The 20,939-nt window shown below is 74.3% G+C and carries 17 protein-coding genes; 9 read left to right on the top strand and 8 right to left on the bottom strand.

Going from position 1 to position 20,939, the window contains the following annotated elements; translation table 11 throughout:
- Nucleotides 1-22 precede the first annotated feature (22 nt).
- Nucleotides 23-1,288: an amidohydrolase gene (locus ACQP6G_RS14660; RefSeq protein ID WP_429765276.1), complete on the bottom strand. Its 1,266-nt coding sequence runs from the start codon at nucleotides 1,286-1,288 to the stop codon at nucleotides 23-25.
- A 117-nt stretch (nucleotides 1,289-1,405) separates the two neighbouring features.
- Between ACQP6G_RS14660 and ACQP6G_RS14655 the strand changes: the two genes are divergently transcribed.
- The gene (locus ACQP6G_RS14655; RefSeq protein WP_429765275.1) at nucleotides 1,406-1,882 is read left to right on the top strand and encodes a hypothetical protein; all 477 of its coding nucleotides are present in this window, start codon (nucleotides 1,406-1,408) and stop codon (nucleotides 1,880-1,882) included.
- A 34-nt stretch (nucleotides 1,883-1,916) separates the two neighbouring features.
- Here ACQP6G_RS14655 and ACQP6G_RS14650 read toward each other — a convergent pair whose 3' ends face one another.
- Nucleotides 1,917-2,951 carry an L-idonate 5-dehydrogenase gene (locus tag ACQP6G_RS14650; RefSeq protein WP_429765273.1) on the bottom strand — a complete coding sequence of 345 codons (1,035 nt, stop codon included), beginning with the start codon at nucleotides 2,949-2,951 and terminating at the stop codon, nucleotides 1,917-1,919.
- Nucleotides 2,948-4,246: an MFS transporter gene (locus tag ACQP6G_RS14645; protein WP_429765777.1), complete on the bottom strand. Its 1,299-nt coding sequence runs from the start codon at nucleotides 4,244-4,246 to the stop codon at nucleotides 2,948-2,950. The genes ACQP6G_RS14650 and ACQP6G_RS14645 overlap by 4 nt, the downstream gene beginning before the upstream one ends.
- 256 nt (nucleotides 4,247-4,502) lie before the next feature.
- Between ACQP6G_RS14645 and ACQP6G_RS14640 the strand changes: the two genes are divergently transcribed.
- Nucleotides 4,503-5,213 (top strand): GntR family transcriptional regulator, encoded by a 711-nt coding sequence (locus tag ACQP6G_RS14640; RefSeq protein WP_429765271.1) that lies wholly within the window; start codon nucleotides 4,503-4,505, stop codon nucleotides 5,211-5,213.
- A 26-nt stretch (nucleotides 5,214-5,239) separates the two neighbouring features.
- Here the strand turns inward: ACQP6G_RS14640 and ACQP6G_RS14635 are convergent, their stop codons facing one another.
- Both ACQP6G_RS14635 and ACQP6G_RS14630 read right to left on the bottom strand, forming a co-directional pair.
- A complete protein-coding gene (locus tag ACQP6G_RS14635; protein WP_429765270.1) occupies nucleotides 5,240-6,088 on the bottom strand; it encodes a siderophore-interacting protein in 849 nt (282 codons plus the stop codon).
- Nucleotides 6,089-6,192: 104 nt separating this feature from the next.
- Nucleotides 6,193-7,347: an epoxide hydrolase family protein gene (locus ACQP6G_RS14630; protein ID WP_429765268.1), complete on the bottom strand. Its 1,155-nt coding sequence runs from the start codon at nucleotides 7,345-7,347 to the stop codon at nucleotides 6,193-6,195.
- A 147-nt stretch (nucleotides 7,348-7,494) separates the two neighbouring features.
- Between ACQP6G_RS14630 and ACQP6G_RS14625 the strand changes: the two genes are divergently transcribed.
- Nucleotides 7,495-8,463, top strand: a complete 969-nt coding sequence (locus ACQP6G_RS14625; protein WP_429765266.1) for a helix-turn-helix transcriptional regulator — start codon at nucleotides 7,495-7,497, stop codon at nucleotides 8,461-8,463.
- 43 nt (nucleotides 8,464-8,506) lie between these two features.
- Nucleotides 8,507-8,950 (top strand): hypothetical protein, encoded by a 444-nt coding sequence (locus ACQP6G_RS14620; protein ID WP_429765264.1) that lies wholly within the window; start codon nucleotides 8,507-8,509, stop codon nucleotides 8,948-8,950.
- 9 nt (nucleotides 8,951-8,959) lie between these two features.
- On the opposite strand, the gene ACQP6G_RS14615 is transcribed toward ACQP6G_RS14620, so the two are convergent.
- The gene (locus ACQP6G_RS14615) at nucleotides 8,960-9,901 is read right to left on the bottom strand and encodes a D-2-hydroxyacid dehydrogenase family protein (RefSeq protein WP_429765262.1); all 942 of its coding nucleotides are present in this window, start codon (nucleotides 9,899-9,901) and stop codon (nucleotides 8,960-8,962) included.
- Nucleotides 9,902-9,977: 76 nt separating this feature from the next.
- Nucleotides 9,978-10,874 carry a LysR family transcriptional regulator gene (locus ACQP6G_RS14610; RefSeq protein ID WP_429765260.1) on the bottom strand — a complete coding sequence of 299 codons (897 nt, stop codon included), beginning with the start codon at nucleotides 10,872-10,874 and terminating at the stop codon, nucleotides 9,978-9,980.
- Nucleotides 10,875-10,970: 96 nt separating this feature from the next.
- On the opposite strand from ACQP6G_RS14610, the gene ACQP6G_RS14605 reads away from it, so the two are divergent.
- Together ACQP6G_RS14605 and ACQP6G_RS14600 are read left to right on the top strand one after the other, a co-directional pair.
- A complete protein-coding gene (locus ACQP6G_RS14605; protein ID WP_429765259.1) occupies nucleotides 10,971-11,831 on the top strand; it encodes an aldo/keto reductase in 861 nt (286 codons plus the stop codon).
- Nucleotides 11,832-11,882: 51 nt separating this feature from the next.
- A complete protein-coding gene (locus tag ACQP6G_RS14600) occupies nucleotides 11,883-12,818 on the top strand; it encodes an aldo/keto reductase (protein ID WP_429765258.1) in 936 nt (311 codons plus the stop codon).
- A 21-nt stretch (nucleotides 12,819-12,839) separates the two neighbouring features.
- On the opposite strand, the gene ACQP6G_RS14595 is transcribed toward ACQP6G_RS14600, so the two are convergent.
- Nucleotides 12,840-14,534, bottom strand: a complete 1,695-nt coding sequence (locus tag ACQP6G_RS14595) for an acyltransferase (protein WP_429765257.1) — start codon at nucleotides 14,532-14,534, stop codon at nucleotides 12,840-12,842.
- A 142-nt stretch (nucleotides 14,535-14,676) separates the two neighbouring features.
- Here ACQP6G_RS14595 and ACQP6G_RS14590 point away from each other — a divergent pair, with 142 nt between their 5' ends.
- Genes ACQP6G_RS14590 through hrpA form a run of 3 tightly spaced genes read left to right on the top strand, consistent with a single transcriptional unit; the run spans nucleotide 14,677 to nucleotide 20,931 of the window.
- Nucleotides 14,677-15,786, top strand: coding sequence for a LacI family DNA-binding transcriptional regulator (locus ACQP6G_RS14590; protein ID WP_429765256.1), 1,110 nt, complete (start codon nucleotides 14,677-14,679; stop codon nucleotides 15,784-15,786).
- Nucleotides 15,787-15,838: 52 nt separating this feature from the next.
- Complete coding sequence (locus ACQP6G_RS14585; RefSeq protein WP_429765255.1) at nucleotides 15,839-16,435, top strand: VanZ family protein; 597 nt, start codon at nucleotides 15,839-15,841, stop codon at nucleotides 16,433-16,435.
- 14 nt (nucleotides 16,436-16,449) lie between these two features.
- Nucleotides 16,450-20,931: an ATP-dependent RNA helicase HrpA gene (gene hrpA, locus ACQP6G_RS14580; RefSeq protein ID WP_429765254.1), complete on the top strand. Its 4,482-nt coding sequence runs from the start codon at nucleotides 16,450-16,452 to the stop codon at nucleotides 20,929-20,931.
- Nucleotides 20,932-20,939 lie beyond the last annotated feature (8 nt).

Genomic DNA, 20,939 nt, shown 5'->3' with positions numbered 1-20,939 from the left:
CGCCGCGCGCATCGAGCGCGGGTCAGTCGAGCCACTCCTGCGCGGCGGCGACGAGCGTCGCGACGCCGAGGTCCAGCGTCGGCTCGGGCTCGGGCGCGAAGAACGGCGAGTGGTTGGACGCGACGCCCTCGGGGAGCCGGCCGGCCGTCAGGTCGACGCCGGCGAACCGGGCCGGGTCGAAGCCGCCGAGGAACCAGTACACGAGCGGCGCACCGGCGTCGGTGGCGAGCTCGCCGACGTCCTCCGACGCCGCCATCGGCGGCAGGGTCAGGACGGCGGGCCGGCCGCCGGCCGACTCGATCAGGCCCCGCTGCCCCTCCAGCGCGGCGGCCAGCACCGGGCGGGTGCGCTCGGTCGCCACCGGGTCGTTGACCATGGCCGCGAAGGTGGTGATCGTCTCGACCTCGGGCGCCTCGCTGGCGCCGGACGCGACGGCCTCGGCCTCGACGATGCGGCGGATCGCACCGAGCACGCGATCGCGCACCGGCTCGGTGAAGGTCCGCACGTTGACGAGCAGCTCGGCGCGGTCCGGGATGATGTTGGGCTGGGTCCCGGCGTGGATCGCCCCGACCGTCACGACCGCCGAGTCGCTCGCCGCGATCTCGCGGGACACGACGCCCTGCAGCCGCTGCACCGTGGCCGCGGCCATGAGCACGGGGTCCACGGTGGTCTCCGGCATCGACCCGTGGCCCCCGCGCCCGTGCAGGGTGATCCGCAGCGAGTCCGTGGCCGACATCGCGACGCCCGGCGTCACGCTCACCACGCCGGCGGGCGTGGGCATGACGTGCTGGCCGAGCACGACGTCCGGCGCGCCGCCGACGGTCGCGTAGAGGCCGTCGTCGAGCATGGCCCGCGCGCCGTTGCCCAGCTCCTCCGCCGGCTGGAAGACGAGCAGCAGCGTGCCCGACCAGGCGTCCCGGCGCGCCGCGAGCTCGGCCGCGGCGCCGAGCAGGCAGGTGACGTGCACGTCGTGGCCGCAGGCGTGCATGACGCCGGTCTCCTGACCGTCGGCGGCCGTCGTGACCTGCGTCGACGCGTACGGCAGCCCGGTCCGCTCGGCGACCGGCAGCCCGTCCATGTCCGCGCGCAGCAGCACGCGCGGTCCCGCGCCGTTCGCCAGGACGCCCGCGACGCCTGTCCCGCCGATCCCCTCGTGCACGTCGTAGCCCCAGCCGCGGAGCCGGTCGGCCACGATCCGGGCCGTGCGGTGCTCGGCAAAACCGAGCTCCGGGTGGGCGTGCAGGTCGGTGTAGATCGCCGTCAGCTCGGACGTCGTCAGCGCGCTCATGGCGTCATCCTGCCGCCGCGGGGCGTCGCCGTCCTGGGCAGCCGGGACGGTCGCTGTGTGCAAGATCTCCACGGCCCTATAAGGGAATGTTCAGGTTGGCAGTGCAGAATCGTGGCCATGACGTCAGCGACGACGAGCACCACGAAGGGCAAGACGACGACCCGTCTCGCCGCGGCGAGCCTCCTCGCCCTCGCGATGATGCTCGGCGCGTGTTCCGCCCCCGCCGACGTCGAACAGTTCATCGCCGACGCGCAGAGCCAGGCCGAGGCCATCGACTCCGACCTGCAGCGCATCGAGGAGCAGGTGACCGGCATCCCCGACGAGCTCCGCACCGACGTCACGAACGCGATGGCCTCCGCCCAGGCCGCGACCGACGAGGCTCGGGAGGCGCTCGCGCGGGCCGAGAAGTCGCAGGACGGCGCGGTCGTCGCCCTCGAGGACGCGCAGGTGGCGCTCGAGGCGGCATCCGCCGAGGTCAAGCACGTGACGGACGAGGCGCGGGAGAACGGCTCCGACAAGGTGGCCGACCTGCTGTCCACCCTGCAGGAGCAGATCGACGCCCTGCGCGGCGAGACCGAGAACGCCGCCGCCTGACGCGGCGGCGCCCTCGGGCACGCGGAGGGTCACGCTAGGCGGGCTCGCCGAGACGCAGCATCACCTTGCTGGAGCCGGTCGACCGGTCGGCGGCGACGGCGAGCGCCTTCTCGGCCTCCTCGACGTCGAAGACGTGCGAGACGACGGGCGACACGTCGAGCCCCGCGGCCATCGCGTCGATCGCGTCGGTGATCTCGTCGATGAACCGGTAGGAGCCGACCCAGGTGATCTCCCGGGTGACGAGGTCGCCGAGCGCGGCAGTGACCTCGCCGCCGGGCAGGTTGCCGACCTGCACGAGCGTGCCGCCGCGCGCAGTCGCGCGCAGCACGCCCGCGAGGGCGCCCGGCGCACCGGACGCCTCGATCACCACCTCGACGTCCTCGGGCAGGGCGTCGCCCTCGGAGAGCACGCGGACGTCGTCCGCCCCCATGCGGGAGGCGACCGCGGCCGACGCCGACGCGACGTCCGCCGCGACGATCCGCGCCGCCCCGGCGCGGCGGGCGGCCGCGACGACGAGCGCCCCGATCGGGCCGCACCCGTTGACGAGCACCTGCCGGCCGCGCAGGTCGCCGGCGCGCGCGACGGCGTGCATGGCGACGGCGAGCGGCTCGGCGAGCGCCCCGTGCTGCGTGCTCACACCGTCGGGCAGCGGGCGCAGCTGGTCGGCGCGCACGACGACCCGCTCGGCGAACCCGCCGTCGGTGTGCGGGTCGAAGGCCGCGGAGCCGAGGTACCGCACGCGGGCGTGCAGGTTGGTCCGGCCCGCGAGGCGCGCCGGCAGCGGCTCGTCGCCGACCGGCGTCGCGGGGTGCACGGCGGCGCGCAGGCCGACGTCGACGCGGTCGACGCCAGGCCCCGTCGCGACGACGTGCCCCGCGATCTCGTGCCCGAGCACGAGCGGCACGCGCAGCACCGCGGTGCCGGAGACGCCGTTCCGCCAGTACGACAGGTCCGACCCGCAGACGCCTCCCCACTCGACGGCGAGCAGCACCTCGTCGGGACCGGGGACGGGGTCGGGGCGCTCGTCCACGCGGACGTCGCCGGCCCCGTGCACCACGACGGCCCTCATACCGCGTCCTCCAGCCGCACGAGGTCACGCCCGCGCACCTCGGGCGCGATCCGGGCCGCGACCAGGGTGATGAGCGAGTACGCGACGAGCATCGCCGCGATCGGCCACCAGTGACCCGTCAGCGCGGTGAGGCTCGCCGCGACGACCGGGCCGATCGCAGTGGCGAGGATTCCGCCGAGCTCCTTGGCGAGCGCGAGCTGCGTGAACCGCGTGCGCGCGCCGAACAGCTCGGCCATGGTGACGCTCTCGAGCGAGAACAGGCTCAGCACGGCGACGTTCAGCAGCAGCGCCACGGCGACGACGACGAGCACCGGGTTCCCGGTGGTGACGAGCAGCATCCCCGGCACGGCGACCAGCACGGACAGGATCGTCATCGCCGTGTACACCGGGCGGCGGCCGAAGCGGTCGCCGAGCAGACCGACCACGGGGATGGTCACGAAGCCGACGAGCGAGCCGATGGCGATGGCCGTGGTGCCCACCGACTCGTCCACGAGCACGGTGGTCGCGATGTACCCCACGAGGAAGGTCTGTACGAGCCCGGAGTTCCCGGCCTGGCCGAAGCGCAGGGCGAGCGCCAGGAAGAAGGCCTTGCCCTTGCGCTGGTGCAGCGCGGCCTCGAGCGTGCTGCGCTCGCCCTCCGTGCCGGCGGCACGGTCGGCGGCCGCGAGCTCGTCGCGGGAGAGGGCCACGCCGTCGACGACGTCGGACCGCTGCTCGAACACCGGGCTCTCCTTGAGGCGGCGGCGCAGCCACACGGCGAAGATCATGAGCACGAAGCTCAGCAGGAACGGGAGCCGCCAGCCCCAGGACAGGAGCTGCTCCTCGCTCAGCACGGCGAGCAGCAGCGCCCAGAGCGCCGATGCCGCGAGCGTGCCCGAGTTGGTGCCGAGGCAGACGAGGGACGCGATGAGGCCGCGCTTCTTCGCCGGAGCGTACTCGGCGAGCATCACCGTCGCCCCCGCGATCTCCGCCCCGGCGCCGAAGCCCTGGATCATCCGCAGCGCGACGAGCAGGATCGGGGCCCAGATGCCGATGACGGCGTGGGTGGGCAGGGCACCGATGAGCGTGGTCGAGACGCCCATGAGCGTGATGGTGATGACGAGCACCCGCTTGGCGCCGATGCGGTCGCCCATCCGGCCGAAGTAGATCGCGCCGGCGAGCCGCGCCACGTACCCGACGCCGTAGGTGCCCATCGCGGCGATGAGCCCGATGGCGGGGCTGACGTCCGGGAAGAAGATCCGGTTGAACACGATCGCGGCGGCGAGCGAGTAGAGCTGGAAGTCCATGAACTCCATCGCCGTGCCGAGCCATCCGGAGACGGCGGCGCGGGTGAGGTCCTTGGTGGACCGCTGCCCCGGAGGGCTGGTGGTGGACTCGTGCGTCACGGTCTGCTCCTTCGCGTCGCCGACCGTCATGGTCGACCCTCGTGGCCGGCGGCTGCGCCGGCAGGGTGCGCGGCACCCACTTTCATGGCAGTACTGGTATACAAGTACTGGAACGTCAGTCTGTCAACCGGCGGTACGCACGGGGAGGTCGATTAGAGTGGCGGCCATGAGCCTTCCGGGCGGTCGTCGGACCGCACGCCGCGCGGTCCACGAGACGCTGCGCCAGAAGGTCGTCACGCTCGAGCTCCCCCCGGGATCGGCGCTCTCCGAGAACGAGCTCGCGGCGAGCCTCGGCGTCAGCCGCACCCCGGTGCGCGAGAGCCTCCTCCTGCTGTCCGAGGAGGGCTTCGTCCAGGTGTTCCCGCAGGTGGGATCGTTCGTCTCGCGCGTCGACCCGCAGCGCGTCGCCGACGCCCAGTTCGTCCGCGAGGCGGTGGAGCTGGCGTCCCTCGCGGCCGTCCCGGACCCGCCGGGCGACGACGCCGTCGCCGCCCTGCACGAGAACCTCGAGCAGCAGCACCGGCCGGGCATCGACGTGGAGGAGTTCTTCCGTCTCGACGAGGAATTCCACCGCGGGCTGCTGGGCCTCTCCGGCCACTCCAGCGCGTGGAGCACGGTGGCCTCCGCCAAGGCGCACCTCGACCGGGCCCGCCGCCTCGGGCTCAACGAGACCCCGCCGGACGCGTTCGTCGCCCAGCACCAGCAGATCCTCGACGCGCTCGTCGCGGGCGACCGCGCCACCGCGCACGACGTCCTGCGTTCCCACCTGCGCGCCGTCTTCGACGACATCGAGCAGGTGCGGGCCCGCTCCCCCGAGCTCTTCGCCTCCGACGCCGGCTCGGTGCCGGTGCGCCGCAGCGTCGCCGTCTGGACCTGACGCCCCGGGGTCAGGGGCAGCCGGCGTCAGTCCGGGTCGCTCGGGTCGATCGGCAGGTGGTGGTCGAGGTTGACCGTGCCCCTCCGCCAGTACCCGGAGACCTGCACCTGCTCGGCGGGGAGCCCCAGCTCGCGCCGGAGGTAGCGGCGCACGGGGACCAGGTCGTCGGCCTCGCCGAGCCCGACGAACAGCTCGTCGGGCTCCAGCCCACCCAGGGAGCGGACGGCGTCCGCGAGCTGCCCCGGGCCGTCGGTCCGGTAGAGGATCTCGACTGCCGCGCCGTCCAGCTCGCTCTCGACGTGCGCCTCGTCGACGTCGTCGCCGATCTCGACGATCGCGGTCACCGGCACGTCCGCCCCGACGGCAGCCACCCAGCGGGCGAGGGCAGGCAGGCCGGTCTCGTCGCCGGCCAGGGTCAGCCGGCCGATCCCGTCCGGCACCCCGACGCTGCCGCGCGGCCCCGCGAGGACGACCTCGGCGCCCACGGCCGCCCGGGACGCCCAGGCGGACGCCGGCCCCTCGTCGCCGTGCAGCACCCAGTCGATGTCGACCTCGGCCACCCCGTCGACCGTCCGCGTGGCCCGCACGGTGAGGTCCCGCGAGATGGAGACGACGCCGGTCGGCCGCTGCAGCCCGCCGTCCGCGGCCAGGGTGGGGGCGTGCAGCTCGCCGGTGGCCGGGTCGGGCAGGAACACCTTCACGTGGCCCTCCGGGCCGGGCGCCCGCAGCGCCGCGAGCGACGTCGGGGCGCCCGGGTCCGCGCCGTCGACGTCGCGGAACGTGGTGCGGCGCAGCGTGCCGGTCAGCTCGGTGACGGCGTGCACGCGCACGCGGCGGGGGACCAGGCCGAGGCGGGTGCGGGGTCGCGTGAACACCCGTCGATTCCACCACGACGATCAGTTCGGTACGGAGCAGATCTGTTCGGCACAGTCCCGTGCCGAACAGATCCACTCGTTGCCGAAGTGACGGTCCGGCCGGCTCAGCCGAAGAACACCCGCAGGTCGGCGACGACGTCGTCCGGCACCTCCAGCGCGGCGTAGTGGCCCCCGCGCGAGAACTCGGACCAGTGCTGGATGTTGGAGTTGTCCCGCTCGGCGAGGCTGCGGATGGTCTGGAAGTCGTCCTTGAACACGGCCACTCCGAGACGGCCGGTGCTCACGACCGGCTCCGCCCCGGTCCGCTGCTCGGAGTAGTGGTAGCGGGCGGCGTTGGCGTAGGTGTTGGTCAGCCAGTACAGGCTCGCCTGCGCCAGCACCTGGTCGGCCGAGACGAGCGCGGTGCCGTTGCCGAAGCTCTCGAACAGCTCGGAGTAGGCCAGCGTCGCCACGGGCGAGTCCGCCAGGCCTGCCGCGACGGTCTGCGGACGTGACGCGTTCATGGTGTTGTACGCGCCCACGGACTGGAACCACTGCATGTGCCCGAGCGCCGCGTACTCCTTCGGCCCGAAGCCGTCCATCTCGCCCTCGGCCCCGGAGGGGAACGAGAACAGGTGCAGCACGTGGGCGCCGAGGAACCCGTCGGGCTCGGCGACGGCGAGCTCGCGGGAGATCATCGCACCCGCGTCGCTGCCGTGGATCCCGTAGGCGCCGTACCCGAGCCCTCGCATCAGCCCGTCGTACAGGCTCGCCACCTGGGACATCGTCCAGTCCCTGCCGTTCGGGGCCGGCGCGACCGGGGTCGAGAACCCGAACCCGGGCATCGACGGCACGACGACGTCGAACGCGTCCTCGGCACGCCCGCCGTGGGCGACGGGGTCGACGAGCGGGTCGATCATGTCGAGGAAGTCGAGCACCGAGCCGGGGTAGGTGTGGGCGAGCAGCAGCGGCGTCGCGCCCGGGTGCGGCGAGCGCACGTGCAGGAAGTGGATCGTCTGCCCGTCGATCTCGGTCGTGAACTGCGGGTAGGCGTTGAGCCGTGCCTCCACGGCGCGCCAGTCGAAGGCCTTCCAGCGCTCGACCATGTCGCGCAGGTACGACTCGGGGGTGCCGTACTCCCACGAGTCGCCGGGGGCGGCCGGCGCGAAGCGGGTGCGCTCGAGGCGCTGCTGCAGGTCGTCCAGGTCGGCCTGCGGGACGTGCACGGCGAAGGGGCGGAGCTCGAGGGTGGCGGCTGTCGAGGTGGTCGTCGAGGTCATGGCGTGCTCCCGAGATCGTGGGCCGGGCGTTCTCCCCAGCTCCTGACACCCACCGTAGACAGGGTTCCGGAATACTTCTTTCCGTTATTCTGACCTCGTTCCGACGAGTTTCTGAACGCGTCTCCCCTGTCGCCCCCGGAGGCCCCGATGGGCTCTGCATCCGCACGACTTCTCGCCCTGCTGGGGCTGCTCCAGTCCCGCCCCGACTGGTCCGGCGCGGAGCTCGCCGACCGCCTCGACGTCACCGACCGCACCGTGCGCAACGACGTCGCGCGCCTGCGAGAGCTGGGCTACCCCGTGCACGCCGTGCGCGGCCCGGGCGGGCGCTACCGGCTCGGGGCGGGGGCGCGGCTCCCCCCGCTGCTGCTCGACGACGGCGAGGCGGTCGCCGTCGCCGTCGGGCTGCGCGCCGCGACCGGCACCGCGGGCTTCGAGGAGTCCGGTCAGTCCGCGCTCACCAAGCTGGAGCAGGTGCTGCCCGACCGCCTGCGGCGCCGCCTGGCCGCGATCCGTGACGCGAGCACCACGGGCCCTGAGAACACCGGCTCCAACGTCGCGGACCCGGGGATCGACTCGGGCACGCTGTCCGCCGTCGCCGACGCGATCCGCGACCACCAGGGGCTGCGAGCTCTCTACCGCGACGAGCCGGTGGAGCTCGAGCCGTACCGCCTGGTCTCGTGGCAGCGCCGCTGGTTCCTCGTCGCGCGGAGCGTCGGCCCCGCCACAGGCCCCGGGGCCGACGCCTGGGCACCCTTCCGCGTCGACTGGCTGCGGCTGCGCACGCCGGGCGGAAGGCGGTTCCGGCCGGAGCCGTTCCCCGGCGACTTCTCGGAGTTCGTGGTGCGCGAGGTCGCGCGCACGGGCTGGGCCGTGCACGCCCGCATCGTGGTGGACGCCCCCGCCGAGGAGGTGCTGGCCCGCATCAACCCCGCCGTCGGCACCGTCGAGCCGCTGCCCGACGGCCGCAGCGTCCTCGTCACCGGCGGCGACAGCGTCGAGGTGGTCGCCGTCTGGATCGGCATGCTCGGCCTCGACTTCCACGTCACCGAACCGCCCGAGCTGGTCGAGCACCTGCGCGTGCTGGCGGCGCGCTACGCCCGCGCCGTCCCGGGCTGACGACGTGCTCGACCTGCGCCCCGCGCTGCGTCACACTGTGCCGGTGAGCGATCCGCACCAGCCCGGTCAGCCGTACCAGGAGCCGAGCCCGCAGCAGCCCCAGCCCGGCTACGGCGAGCAGCCCTACCAGCAGCACGCGTACCCGCAGCAGGGCTACCCGGCCGGGCAGGGCCAGTACCCCCACGCGCCGTACCCGGCGTACCCCGCCTACGCGCCGGAGCCGCCCGGCAAGACGATGGGCATCGTCGGCTTCGTGCTCGCGTTCGTCATCGCGCCCGCCGGCATCGTGGTGTCCGCGATGGCGCTGTCGGAGTCGAAGAAGGTGGGCTACCCGAACGTCCTCGGCAAGTGGGGGCTGTGGCTGTCCATCGCGTTCACCGCGCTCTGGGTGCTGTACGTGCTGTTCATCGTGCTCGCGGTGTTCGGCGGCCTGTTCGCGTCGTTCGCCACGACCTCGACGCTCGACGGGTACGGGATGTCGGTCTGACCTGTCCGGTCACGTCAGCACGCGCACCGGCGCCCCCGCCGCCCAGGCGGCGACGTCCTCCACGGCCTGGCCGTAGAAGGTGCGGTACGTCGCCTCGGTGACGTATCCGACGTGCGGCGTGAGCACGGTGCGCGGCGCGGAGCGCAGCGGGTGGTCGGCCGGCAGCGGCTCGACGTCGTACACGTCCAGCCCGGCCCCGCCGATCCGGCCGTCGTGCAGCGCGGCGAGCAGGGCGTCCGTGTCCACGAGCGGCCCGCGCGAGGTGTTGACGAGCACGGCGGTGGGTTTCATGCGCGCCAGGTCGTCGGCGCCCACGATGCCGCGGCTGCGGTCGCTCAGCTTGTAGTGCACGGTGACGACGTCGGACGTCGCGAACAGCTCGTCCTTCGCGACGGCGCGCACCCCGGCCTCCTCGGCCGTCGCCGGGTCGAGGCGCTGGCTCCACGCGACGACGTCCATCCCGAACGCCTGACCGACGCGCGCCACGCGCGTGCCGAGTCGCCCCAGCCCGACGACGCCCAGCCGGCGACCCTCCAGGTCTCCGCCCACGGTGTGCTGCCACCCGCCGTCGCGCATCGCCCGGTCCTCGGCGGGCACGTGCCGCAGCACCGCGAGGATCAGCGCCCACGTGAGTTCGGGCGTCGCGTTCGCCGGGGACTCCGTGCCGCACACGACGACGCCGCGCTCGCGCGCCGCGTCGAGATCGATCGCCGCGTTCTGCCGCCCGGTCGTCACCAGCAGCCGCAGGTCGGGCAGGCGGGCCAGCCGCGCCGCGGTGAACGGCGTGCGCTCCCGCATCGCGACGACGACGTCGTACCCCGCGAGCGCCGCGGCCACCGCGTCGTCGTCGGCCAGCGGGTGGTCGAGGACGTCGACCTCGGCCCCCAGGCTCGCCCAGTCCGCGAAGCGGTGGGCGACCCGCTGGTAGTCGTCCAGGACGGCGACGCGCACGATGACCTCCTCGTTCGGCCCGGATCTCGGGCGGTGCCGACGTTACCCGCGCCACCGGGGTGGTCGGGGTACGACATCAGGCCGGCTGCGCCACGGCCAGGTTCGCCTCCCCGACGAGCTCCAGCAGCCGCGCGGCGGTGGGCTCGGCCGTCGGCGACGCGATGGCGGCGACCACCCACTCGGGCGTCCCGCGCTCGGGCAGCTCCAGCACCGCGAGGCCCGCGGCCTGCGGCTTGGTCGCGACGTGCTGCGGGACGACGGCGATGCCGAGGCCGCGCTGCACGAAGTCGAGCAGCGTGTGCACGTCGTCGACGCTCATCCGCACCCGTCGCTCGAGGTGCCGGGCGCCGAACGCGTCGTCGGCGAGCCGCCGGATGGCCCACTGCTCCCGGAAGTCGACGAAGTCGCGGTCGACGAGGTCCTCCCACGCGATCTCGGGGGCCGCGGCGAGCGGGTCGGTCGCGTGCGTGAGCAGCACGATCGGGCGGCGGCCGAGCTCGAGCCGGCGCAGGGACCCGAGGTGCTCGGTGGCCGCGACGAACGCGACGTCGAGGTCGCCCGCCCGCACCTGTGCGGTGAGCTCGCGCGAGCCGGCCTGGGTGAACTGGACGTCCACGAGCGGGTAGCGCAGGCGGAACCGCTCGAGCAGCGGCGCCACGTCGACCACGCCGAGGCACTGCTCGGAGCCCAGCCGGAGCCGACCCGAGAGCTGCTGGCTGGCGCGCACCACCGCGTCCCGGCCCGCCGACGCCTGCGCCAGCATCCGCCGGGCGAAGGGCAGCAGGGCGCGCCCGGCGTCCGTGAGGGAGACCTGGCGGGTGGTGCGCAGGAACAGCGAGGTGCCGAGCTCGCGCTCGAGGTTGCGGATCGCGGCGGACAGCCCGGACTGCGTGACCCCGCACAGGGCGGCGGCCCGCGTGAAGTGGCCCTCGTCGGCCACCGCGACGAGGTACTCCATCTGACGCAGCTCCATTGATCACTCCCAGTGCTGGAACCTATGAGGTCAAGTTGTTGGACTCATCAACGTCATCTTCCTATCGTCGGAGGCACCGACGACACAAGGAGTGCTGTGAACGCTCGCACGATCGGAAACCAGTCTGTCAGCGCGATCGGGCTCGGCGGCATGCCGATGTCCATCGAGGGCCGCCCCGACGAGGCGCGCTCGGTCGCCACGATCCACGCGGCGCTGGACGCCGGGATCACCCTGATCGACACCGCCGACGCCTATCACCTGCACGCCGACGAGGTCGGCCACAACGAGGAGCTGATCGCCCGCGCGCTGCGCTCGTGGGGCGGCGACGCGTCGAGCGTGCTGGTCGCCACCAAGGGCGGCCACCTGCGCCCCGGCGACGGGTCGTGGACGCAGGACGGCCGCCCCGAGCACCTCAAGAAGGCTGCCCGGGAGTCCGCCCGCCGCCTCGGCGTCGAGGCGATCGGGCTCTACCAGTTCCACCGCCCGGACCCCGCCGTGCCCTACGCCGAGTCGATCGGCGCGCTGGTCGAGCTGCTCGACGAGGGCGTCATCGTCCAGGCCGGCATCTCGAACGCGAGCGTCGCCCAGATCGACGAGGCGAACGACGTGCTGGGCGGGCGGCTCGCGTCCGTGCAGAACCAGTTCTCGCCCGCGTTCCGCTCCAGCCTGGCCGAGCTCGAGCACTGCGCGTCCCTCGGCGTCGCGTTCCTGCCGTGGTCGCCGCTCGGCGGGATCCGCCGGGCGGGCGAGGTCGGCACCGCGCACGCCGCGTTCGGCCGCGTCGCCGAGGCCCGCGGCGTCAGCCCGCAGCAGGTCACCCTCGCGTGGGAGCTCGCGCTCGCGCCCGTCGTCGTCCCCATCCCGGGGGCGTCACGACCGGCCAGCGTCGAGGACTCCGCGCGTGCCGTCGACCTCGTCCTCACGGCCGACGAGCTCGCCGAGCTCTCCGGCTCCTGACCCGGCGCACCACCACCGCCGACCCACCTCTCCCCCGATCGAGGAGGATCCATGCGAACCGTCCCCCTGGGCAGCACCGGCCGCCAGGTCCCGAACGTCGTGCTCGGCCTCATGCGCATCCAGCAGCTGGACGACGACGCCGTCCGCGAGCTGGTCCGCACCGGCCGCGACGCCGGCATCGACTTCGTCGACCACGCCGACGTCTACGGCGACGACCTGCACGGCTGCGAGCGCCGCTTCGCCGAAGCCATGCGACTGACGCCGTCCGAGCGCGAGCAGCTCACCATCCAGTCCAAGGCCGGCATCGTGCGCGAGGGGCCGTACTTCGACTTCTCGTACGAGCACCTGGTCGAGTCGGTCGAGGGCTCCCTCCAGGCGCTCGGCACCGACCACCTCGACGTGCTCCTGCTGCACCGCCCCGACGCGCTCGTGGAGCCGGACGAGGTGGCGCGCGCGTTCGACCACCTCGAGTCGTCCGGCAAGGTCCGCTCGTTCGGCGTCTCCAACCACACGCCCGGCCAGATCGAGCTGCTGAAGAAGTCGGTGCGCCAGCCGATCGTCGCGAACCAGCTCCAGCTCTCGATCACGCACGCGCCGATCGTGGCGCAGGGCGTCGCGGCCAACATGGCCGGCGAGGACCAGTCGCTCACCCTCGACGGCGGCGGCATCCTCGACTACTGCCGCCTGCACGACATCACCGTGCAGGCCTGGTCGCCGTTCCAGGCCGGGTTCTTCACCGGCGTCTTCCTCGGCTCGGACGACTACCCCGAGCTCAACGCGGTGATCGACCGCCTCGCCGCGAAGTACGACGTGCCGCCCATCGCGATCGCGGTCGCGTGGATCACGCGCCACCCGGCGGGGATGCAGGTCGTGCTGGGGACGACGACGCCGGAGCGCGTCGCCGGCGCGGCGCAGGGCTCGGACCTCCCGCTCACGCGGGCCGAGTGGTACGAGCTGTTCCGGGCCGCCGGGTACCGCGTGCCCTGAGCGCCGACCGGCCGGGACCCGTCACCCCTCGACGGGTTCCGGCCGGTGCACCCCGCGCGGTCGGTAGCCGAGCTGGTCGGCCAGCCCGGCGAGGTCGGCGAGCAGCCACACGATCGCCAGCCACATCTCCGTACCCTGCAGGCCCGGCGTCGTCGCCGGGGTACCGGCGGTGGACGGGTGCGCAGCCCGGAAGGCGAAGCCCTCGCCGGCCGACCAGCGGCGCAGCGCCTGTGCGAGCAGGCCCCGCGCCAGCTCGACGACCTCGTCGCCGCGGTGGCCGGTGCCGCGAGTGAGCCACAGCGGGTGGGCGACGTCGAGCACGTCGCACGCGTTCTGCCGCTCCGGCCGGAAGAACCGCGGGTCGCGGGCGTGCTCCAGCACGGTGTCGACCACGCGCTCCGGGAACGGCACGGGCAGCCCGAGCTGGGCGAACGTGCCCCGCGACGCCCGGTAGTAGCCGTTGACGACCTGCAGCAGCCCGTCGGGCCCGCCCGGCGTGCCCCACGTCCCCGTGCGCGGGCTCGCCCGGGTGAGCAGCCACCCGAGCAGCGCCTCCTGCGCCCCCGGCTTGCCCGCGACGCCGGCGCGGCGGTTCCAGTGCATCGCGGTGCCGAGGATGTCGACCCAGTGGCCGGCCGACCACGCGCCGGCCTCCCAGTCCTGCCGCTCCAGGCCGTCGACCACGTCGCCCGGGGTCGCGTCCGCCACGACGGCGATCGGGTGCGCGAAGGCGCTGCCCAGGAGGTCGAGCGCGTACCCGACGGACAGGACGTGGTAGCCGGCGGCGGGGTCGAACAGGCCCGGGCGGGGCGGCACGGGTGCGAGGTCGGCCCCGAGCTCGCCGACCATGCCCGTGGCCGGGTCCTGCCAGGACCGCAGCCGGGCGACCTGCTCCTCGGCCGGCAGCTGCGGCGGGGGACCGCCGAGCAGCAGGTCCGCGATCTCGACGGCGTCGCACTGGGCCCGGACGGTGGGCGCCGTGCCGGGGGCGTCGACGAACAGCCCGGTCGCGGGGTCCCAGCAGCGGTCGAGCAGCGACCGGGCCTGCTCGCGGGCCGTGTCGGCGAACTCGCGCACCTCTCGCGCGAGCCCACCGGCGGCCGGCGCCGCGGCGGCCTGCGGCACCCGCCAGCGGATCAGCCGCGCCGGGTTGCCACCCACGACGGCGCCCGCCGGCACGTCCTTGGTGACGACCGCCCCCGCGGCCAGCACCGCCTTGTCCCCCACGGCGACGCCGTCGAGCACGACGACGTGGGAGCCGATCCACACGTCGTCGCCGACGGTGATCCCCGCGGAGGTCAGCGGCTGGCGGTGCACCTCCGTGTCCGGGTCCGTCGAGTGGTTGAAGCCGAGCACGGACGTGTGCGAGCCGATCCGGACGGCGTCGCCGAGGCGCACGTCGCCGCGCACCACCGTGTACGGGTTGAGGGTGCAGTCGCGGCCCGCCCGCAGGCTGCCGCTGACGTACGCGCCCGCGGCGACGTAGGTGCGGTCGCCCAGCTCGAGAACCTCGTTCGTCACCGACGCCTGCTCGGACACGAAGCACCGCTCGCCGAGCACGTACCCGCGCTCGCGGCAGAGCTCCGCCTGCAGGGCGAGCTGGCGGTCGCGCCGTTCGTCGTCGGCGTCGGCCCAGAACCGCCAGGGCGTGAAGTCGAGCGCGCTCCGGTCGAGCTCGGCCGTCACCGGTTCCTGCGTGTGCGTTCGCACGGTCATCTCGACTCCTGCTCGTCGGGCTTCGTCGGCCGCCGTCGGCTCGGACGTGCACGAGTGTCGGACGGCAACCCCCCGCAGACACCGTCGTCGGCTAGAAATGAACAGACTCGAACAAGCAGTTCCGGCTCCCCAGGAGGCATCGGTGGCACCCACGCCCGGCCCGGAGCTCAGCACGGCGCGGCGCGAGCACATCATGCGGGAGCTGCGCACCCACGGGACCGTCGCGGTCGGCGCGCTCGCCGCCCAGCTCGGCGTGTCCGCGATGACGGTCCGGCGCGACGTGAACGCGCTGGCCGCGAAAGGGCTCCTCGTCCGCGTGCACGGCGGCGCAGCGCTGCCGGAGCCGTCCGCGGGCGTCGCCCCGGCGCCCGCGCCCGAGCCCACCGCCCGGGGCTCGCGGCTCACGATCGGCCTCGTCGTGCCGCAGCTCGACTACTACTTCCCCCGGGTCGTGGCCGGGGCGCGGGCCGCCGCGGCGCGCGCCGGGGTCCGGCTCGTCATCCGCACCACGGCCTACGACCCCGACGAGGACCGTCACCAGTGCCGGCGGCTCGCGGAGGCGGGGGTGGACGGGCTCGTCGTGACGCCCACGCTGGACGGGCCGCTCGTCGGCGAGCTCCTGGGCTGGCTCGACCGGCTGCGCACGCCGGTGCTGCTCGCCGACCGCCGGCCGCCGGAGATCAGCCCTTTCAAGAGCCTGGAGTGGGTGGTGTCCGACCACGCGTCCGGCGCGGCGACCGCGGTGTGGCACCTGCACGCCCAGGGGCACCGGCGCATCGGGCTGCTGTCGATCGCGGGGACGACGACGTCGCGCGCCCTCGGCCACGGGTGGCACGACGCGCTGCGCACCCTGGGGATCGACCCCGACGAGCGGGTCGTCGGGCACAGCGACGGCTTCGACCGCCCGGGCCGCGCCGAACGGCTCGCGTCGACCCTGGACGAGATCCGGCGCACGGGCACCACGGCCCTGCTGCTGCACTCCGACCCGTTCGCGCTCACCTTCGCGCAGTACTGCCAGGACCTCGGCGTCCTGGTGCCCGACGACCTCGCGATCGTCGCGTACGACGACGAGGTCGCCGAGCTGGGCGACCCGCCGCTCACCGCCGTCCGGCCCCCGACGTACGACGTCGGGCGGCTCGCCGTGGAGACCATGGTCGCCCGGCTCACGGAGGGCGACCGCCGCCCGACGCACCGCCTGCTGCTCGACCCGACGCTCACCGTCCGCGCGTCGAGCGTGCGCCCCCGGCGGTGACCGCGGGGCTCCGCATACGCTCCCGCAACATGACGCCTGGTGGGCTGGAGCGATGACCGTCCCCGTGCCCGCGCCCCGCTCGCGGCTCCTGCCCCTGCTGTTCGCGGCGTACCTCCTCCTGCTCGCCTGGACCGTCCTCTGGAAGCTCGACGTCCCCCGGGTCGGCGAGGCGGGCCAGCGTGTCGTCAAGCTCGTGCCGTTCGCGGCCACCGCCCACGCGGGCGCCAGCGAGCCCGTCGAGCTCGTGCTCAACCTCCTGCTCTTCCTGCCCTGCGGCGTCTACCTCGGGCTCCTCGCGCCGTCCTGGCCGTGGTGGCGGGTCGTGGGCGCTCTCGCCGGCGCGAGCGCGCTCCTCGAGACAGCGCAGTACGTCCTCGCCGTCGGGAGCTCGGACGTCACCGACGTCGTCGTCAACACCGCGGGCGGCCTCGCCGGGCTGGGCGTCGTCGTCCTCGTGCGCCGGTCGCTCCGGGCCCGGACGGCCGCGGTCGTGACGCGGTGGTGCGCCGCCGGGACGGCGCTCGCGCTCCTCGCGGCGGGGCTCTTCGTCGCCTCGCCCGTGCGCCTCACCGGGCCGCCTCCGGGCGACGTCGTGGTCGGGTGTGAGGACGGCGCGGCGGGCGGGCACGAATCACCTTGCCGAGGTTGAGAGAATGGGACGTCGTGAGCACCGAGCCCAGCCCCGCACCGCAGTCGTCGTCGGACGACGGCGGTGCGCGTCGTCCCCAGGACCGGGGGCACGGTCGGGGTCGCGGGCGGGGCCGAGGGCGCGGTCGCGGGCAGGGGCGCGGCCCCGGGCAGGCGGGCCCGCGCCGCGTCAGCCGCGAGCAGCTCGAGAAGGCCGCCGCTTTGCGCGCCGCCGTCGAGGTGCCACCCATCGTCTACCCCGAGCAGCTGCCGGTCTCGGCGCGCCGGGAGGACATCGCCGCCGCGATCCGCGACCATCAGGTCGTCGTCGTCGCGGGCGAGACGGGGTCCGGCAAGACGACGCAGCTGCCGAAGATCCTGCTGGAGCTCGGGCGCGGCCGGAAGGGCCAGATCGGGCACACGCAGCCGAGGCGGATCGCGGCGCGCAGCGTCGCCGAGCGCGTCGCGGAGGAGCTGTCCACCCCGCTGGGCGGCGTCGTCGGCTATCAGGTGCGGTTCACCGACGAGTCGAGCGACGAGACGCTCGTCAAGGTGATGACCGACGGCATCCTGCTGGCCCAGATCCAGCGGGACCCGGACCTGCTCGCCTACGACACGATCGTCATCGACGAGGCGCACGAGCGGTCGCTCAACATCGACTTCCTGCTCGGCTACCTGTCCCGGCTGCTGCCGCGCCGCCCCGACCTCAAGCTCGTCATCACGTCCGCGACGATCGACTCGGAGCGCTTCGCCGCCCACTTCTCGCCGTCGCACCTGGCCGAGATCGGCGGGGCGCCCGAGGCCGTCGTCGACGTGCTGCCCGACGCCGCCCCCGTCGTCGAGGTCACCGGGCGCACGTACCCCGTCGAGATCCGCTGGCGCCCCCTGTCCCCGGACACCGACCCCGACCAGCCCAAGAAGGCCAAGGGCGAGGAGAAGGACCTGGTCACGGGCATCGTCGAGGCCTGCGACGAGCTGATGCGCGAGGGCCCCGGCGACATCCTCGTGTTCCTGTCCGGCGAGCGGGAGATCCACGACGCCGCGGACGCCCTGGAGGGGCACCTCAAGGACCGCGTGCGGGACGCCAGGCGCCCCGACCACGTCGAGATCCTGCCGCTGTACTCGCGGCTGTCGGCCGCGGAGCAGCACCGCGTCTTCCAGTCGCACCCGGGCCGCCGCATCGTGCTGTCGACGAACGTCGCGGAGACGTCGCTGACGGTGCCGGGCATCCACTACGTCGTCGACCCGGGCACGGCGCGCATCTCGCGCTACTCCAAGGCGACCAAGGTGCAGCGGCTGCCGATCGAGCCGATCAGCCAGGCGTCGGCCAACCAGCGCTCCGGGCGCTCCGGCCGCGTGGCCGACGGCGTCGCGATCCGGCTCTACTCGCAGGACGACTTCGAGAACCGGCCGGAGTTCACCGAGCCGGAGATCCTGCGCACGTCGCTGGCGTCCGTGCTGCTGCAGATGATCAGCGTCGGCGTCGTGACGACTCCCGACGACGTGGCGAAGTTCCCGTTCGTCGAGCCCCCGGACACGCGGGCCGTGCGCGACGGCGTGCAGCTGCTGTCCGAGCTGGGCGCGCTGGAGACGACGGACGGCGCGACGCGCCTCACCGACGTCGGCCGCACGCTCGCGCAGCTGCCGATGGACCCGCGCCTGGCGCGCATGATCATCGAGGGCTCGAAGCGCGGCGTCGCGCGCGAGGTCGCGATCGTCGCCGCGCTGCTGTCCATCCAGGACCCGCGCGAGCGCCCTTCGGAGTCCCGCGCGCAGGCCGACCAGCTGCACGCCCGGTTCACCGACCAGTCGTCCGACTTCCTCACCGCGCTGAACCTGTGGGAGTACGTGCGCGGCCAGCAGCACGAGATGGGCTCGTCCGCGTTCCGCCGGATGTGCAAGGCCGAGTACCTCAACTTCCTGCGCATCCGCGAGTGGCAGGACGTCGTCGCGCAGCTGCGCGAGATGGCCAAGCCGCTCGGCATCGACATGTCGTTCAGGCCCCGCGCGGCGTCCTCGGTCGAGGACGAGGCGGTCGAGGTGGACCACCGCCTCACGTGGGACGACGACACCATCCACCGGTCGCTGCTGGCGGGGCTGCTCAGCCAGATCGGCATGCAGGACACCGGCGAGATCAAGGCGTCGTCGGTGGCGCACCTGCGCGGCGAGGCCCGCGCCCGCGCGCTGCGCCAGGCCGCCAAGCGCGCCCGCAACGAGTACGTGGGCGCGCGCGGCGCCCGGTTCGCGATCTTCCCCGGCTCGCCGCTGAGCAAGAAGCCGCCGGAGTGGATCATGGCCGGCGAGCTCGTCGAGACGTCCCGGCTGTGGGCGCGCGACGTCGCCCGCATCAAGCCCGAGTGGGCCGAGGAGCTCGCGGGCCCGCTCGCCAAGCACACCTACTCCGACCCGCACTGGTCCACCAAGCAGGGCGCGGCCATGGCCACGGAGAAGGTGCTGCTGTACGGCGTGCCGATCGTCGCCGACCGGCCCGTGCTCTACGCCAAGGTGGACCCGGAGGCCGCGCGCGAGATGTTCGTGCGGCACGCGCTCGTCGAGGGGCAGTGGACCACGCACCACCAGTTCTTCGCCGAGAACCGGCGCCTGCTCGCCGAGGCGGAGGAGCTCGAGGCGCGCTCGCGGCAGCGCGGGCTCGTCGCCTCGGAGGACGACCTCTTCGCCTTCTACGACGAGCGCGTGCCCGACGACGTCGTCAGTGCCGCCCACTTCGACCGCTGGTGGCGCACGGCGCAGCGCGAGACGCCGGACCTGCTGACGTTCACGCTCGACCAGCTGGTCGACGCCGACGCCGTGGACACGTCCGAGTTCCCGGAGACCTGGACGCAGGGCGAGGTCACGTTGCCGCTGACGTACCAGTTCCAGCCCGGCGCGGCGGCCGACGGCGTCACCGTGCACGTCCCGCTGTCGATCCTCAACCGGGTCGCCCCCGACGGCTTCGACTGGATGGTGCCGGGCCTGCTCGACGAGCTGTGCGTCGCCACCATCAAGTCCCTGCCCAAGGCCGTGCGCGTGCAGCTCGTCCCCGCGCCGGACGTCGGCCGCGCCGTCGCCGGCTGGCTGCGCGCGAACACGCCGTCGTGGGAGGACATGACCCGCGCCGGCGACATGGCCGAGCCGTTCCACGCCGCGTTCTCCCGTGCCGTCCGCGCGCTGCGCGACGTCGTCATCCCCGACGACGTCTGGGACGCCGAGCGCGTCGAGCGGCTGCCCGCGCACCTGCGCATGACGTTCCGGGTCGAGGACGCCGCCCCCGCGGGCGCGCGGGACACGACGAAGGGCGCACCGAAGGGGAAGGGCCGGAAGGGTAAGGGCCGTCGCCCCGCGCCCGTCCCGCTCGACGAGTCCAAGGACCTGCTGTCGCTCCAGAAGCGGCTCGCCGCGCAGGCCGAGGCCGCCGTCCGCGCGGCCGTGAAGGGCGCCGTCGGGCTGGCTCTGGAGGAGGCGCGACGCTCGGCGGGCACCGCCGCGTCCGCGCCGTCCGCTCCGACGCCGGGGCGCCCCGCGCGGACCGCCCCCGCGCCGACCGCGACCGGCGGCGCGAGCGCCGTCGTCCCCGAGCAGACCGGCCTCACGACCTGGCCGGAGGGCCTGCCCGACGGCGCGCTCCCCGCGAGCGTCTCGACCGACCTCGGCGGCGGGGTGGTGGTGCGCGGTTACCCCGCGCTCGTCGAGGAGGAGGACGCGAAACGCGCGCCGTCGGTCGCGCTGCGCGTGCTCGCCGACGCGTCCGGCCGCGACGCCGCGCACGCGCGCGGCGTGCGCCGCCTGCTGCTGGCGGAGACGGCGCTGCAGGCGGGCCGCATCACGTCGCGCTGGACGTCGAAGCAGTCGCTGACGCTGGCGGCCGCGCCGTACCGGAACACCGAGGCGCTGGTCGGCGACCTGCAGCTCGCCGCCGTCATCGCCCTGACCAGCCCGGACGCGGAGAAGGCGCCGGGCACCCCGACGGGCGGCCCGGTCGCCACGCAGGTCCGTGACGCCGAGGCGTACGCGGCGGCGCGCGAGTTCGTCCGCCGGCACCTGGAGGACGAGGTGCACCGGGTCGTGGGGCACGTCGTCGCCGCGCTGGCCGCCTGGCGCACGATCGAGGGCGAGGTCCGCGCGTCGTCGTCGCTCGCGCTGCTCAACACGCTGCAGGACATCCGCGACCACGTCGCCGGGCTGATCCACGACCGGTTCGTCGCGCAGACGCCGCCACGCCGCGTCCCGCACCTGGTGCGCTACCTGCGCGCGGCGTCGTACCGGCTGGAGAAGGCGCAGACGAACCCCGCGCGCGACGCGGAGCTCGCCTGGCGCGTGCACGACGTCGCCGAGGCCTACGACAAGGCCCGCGCCGCGTACGCCGCCGGCCCCGCCGACCCGGCCCGGGCGGCGGAGCTGGCGGACGTGCGCTGGCTGATCGAGGAGCTGCGCGTCTCGCTGTTCGCCCAGCAGCTCGGCACGGACGGCGCCGTCAGCGAGAAACGCATCCGCAAGGTGCTCAGCCCGAACGGCTGGTGACCCGGCCC

The organism is Isoptericola nanjingensis, from assembly GCF_050311635.1.
GTDB classification, from domain to species: domain Bacteria; phylum Actinomycetota; class Actinomycetes; order Actinomycetales; family Cellulomonadaceae; genus Isoptericola; species Isoptericola nanjingensis.
The sequence above is the reverse complement of the archived record's forward strand: the minus strand, read 5'-3'. Positions and strand labels throughout refer to the sequence as shown.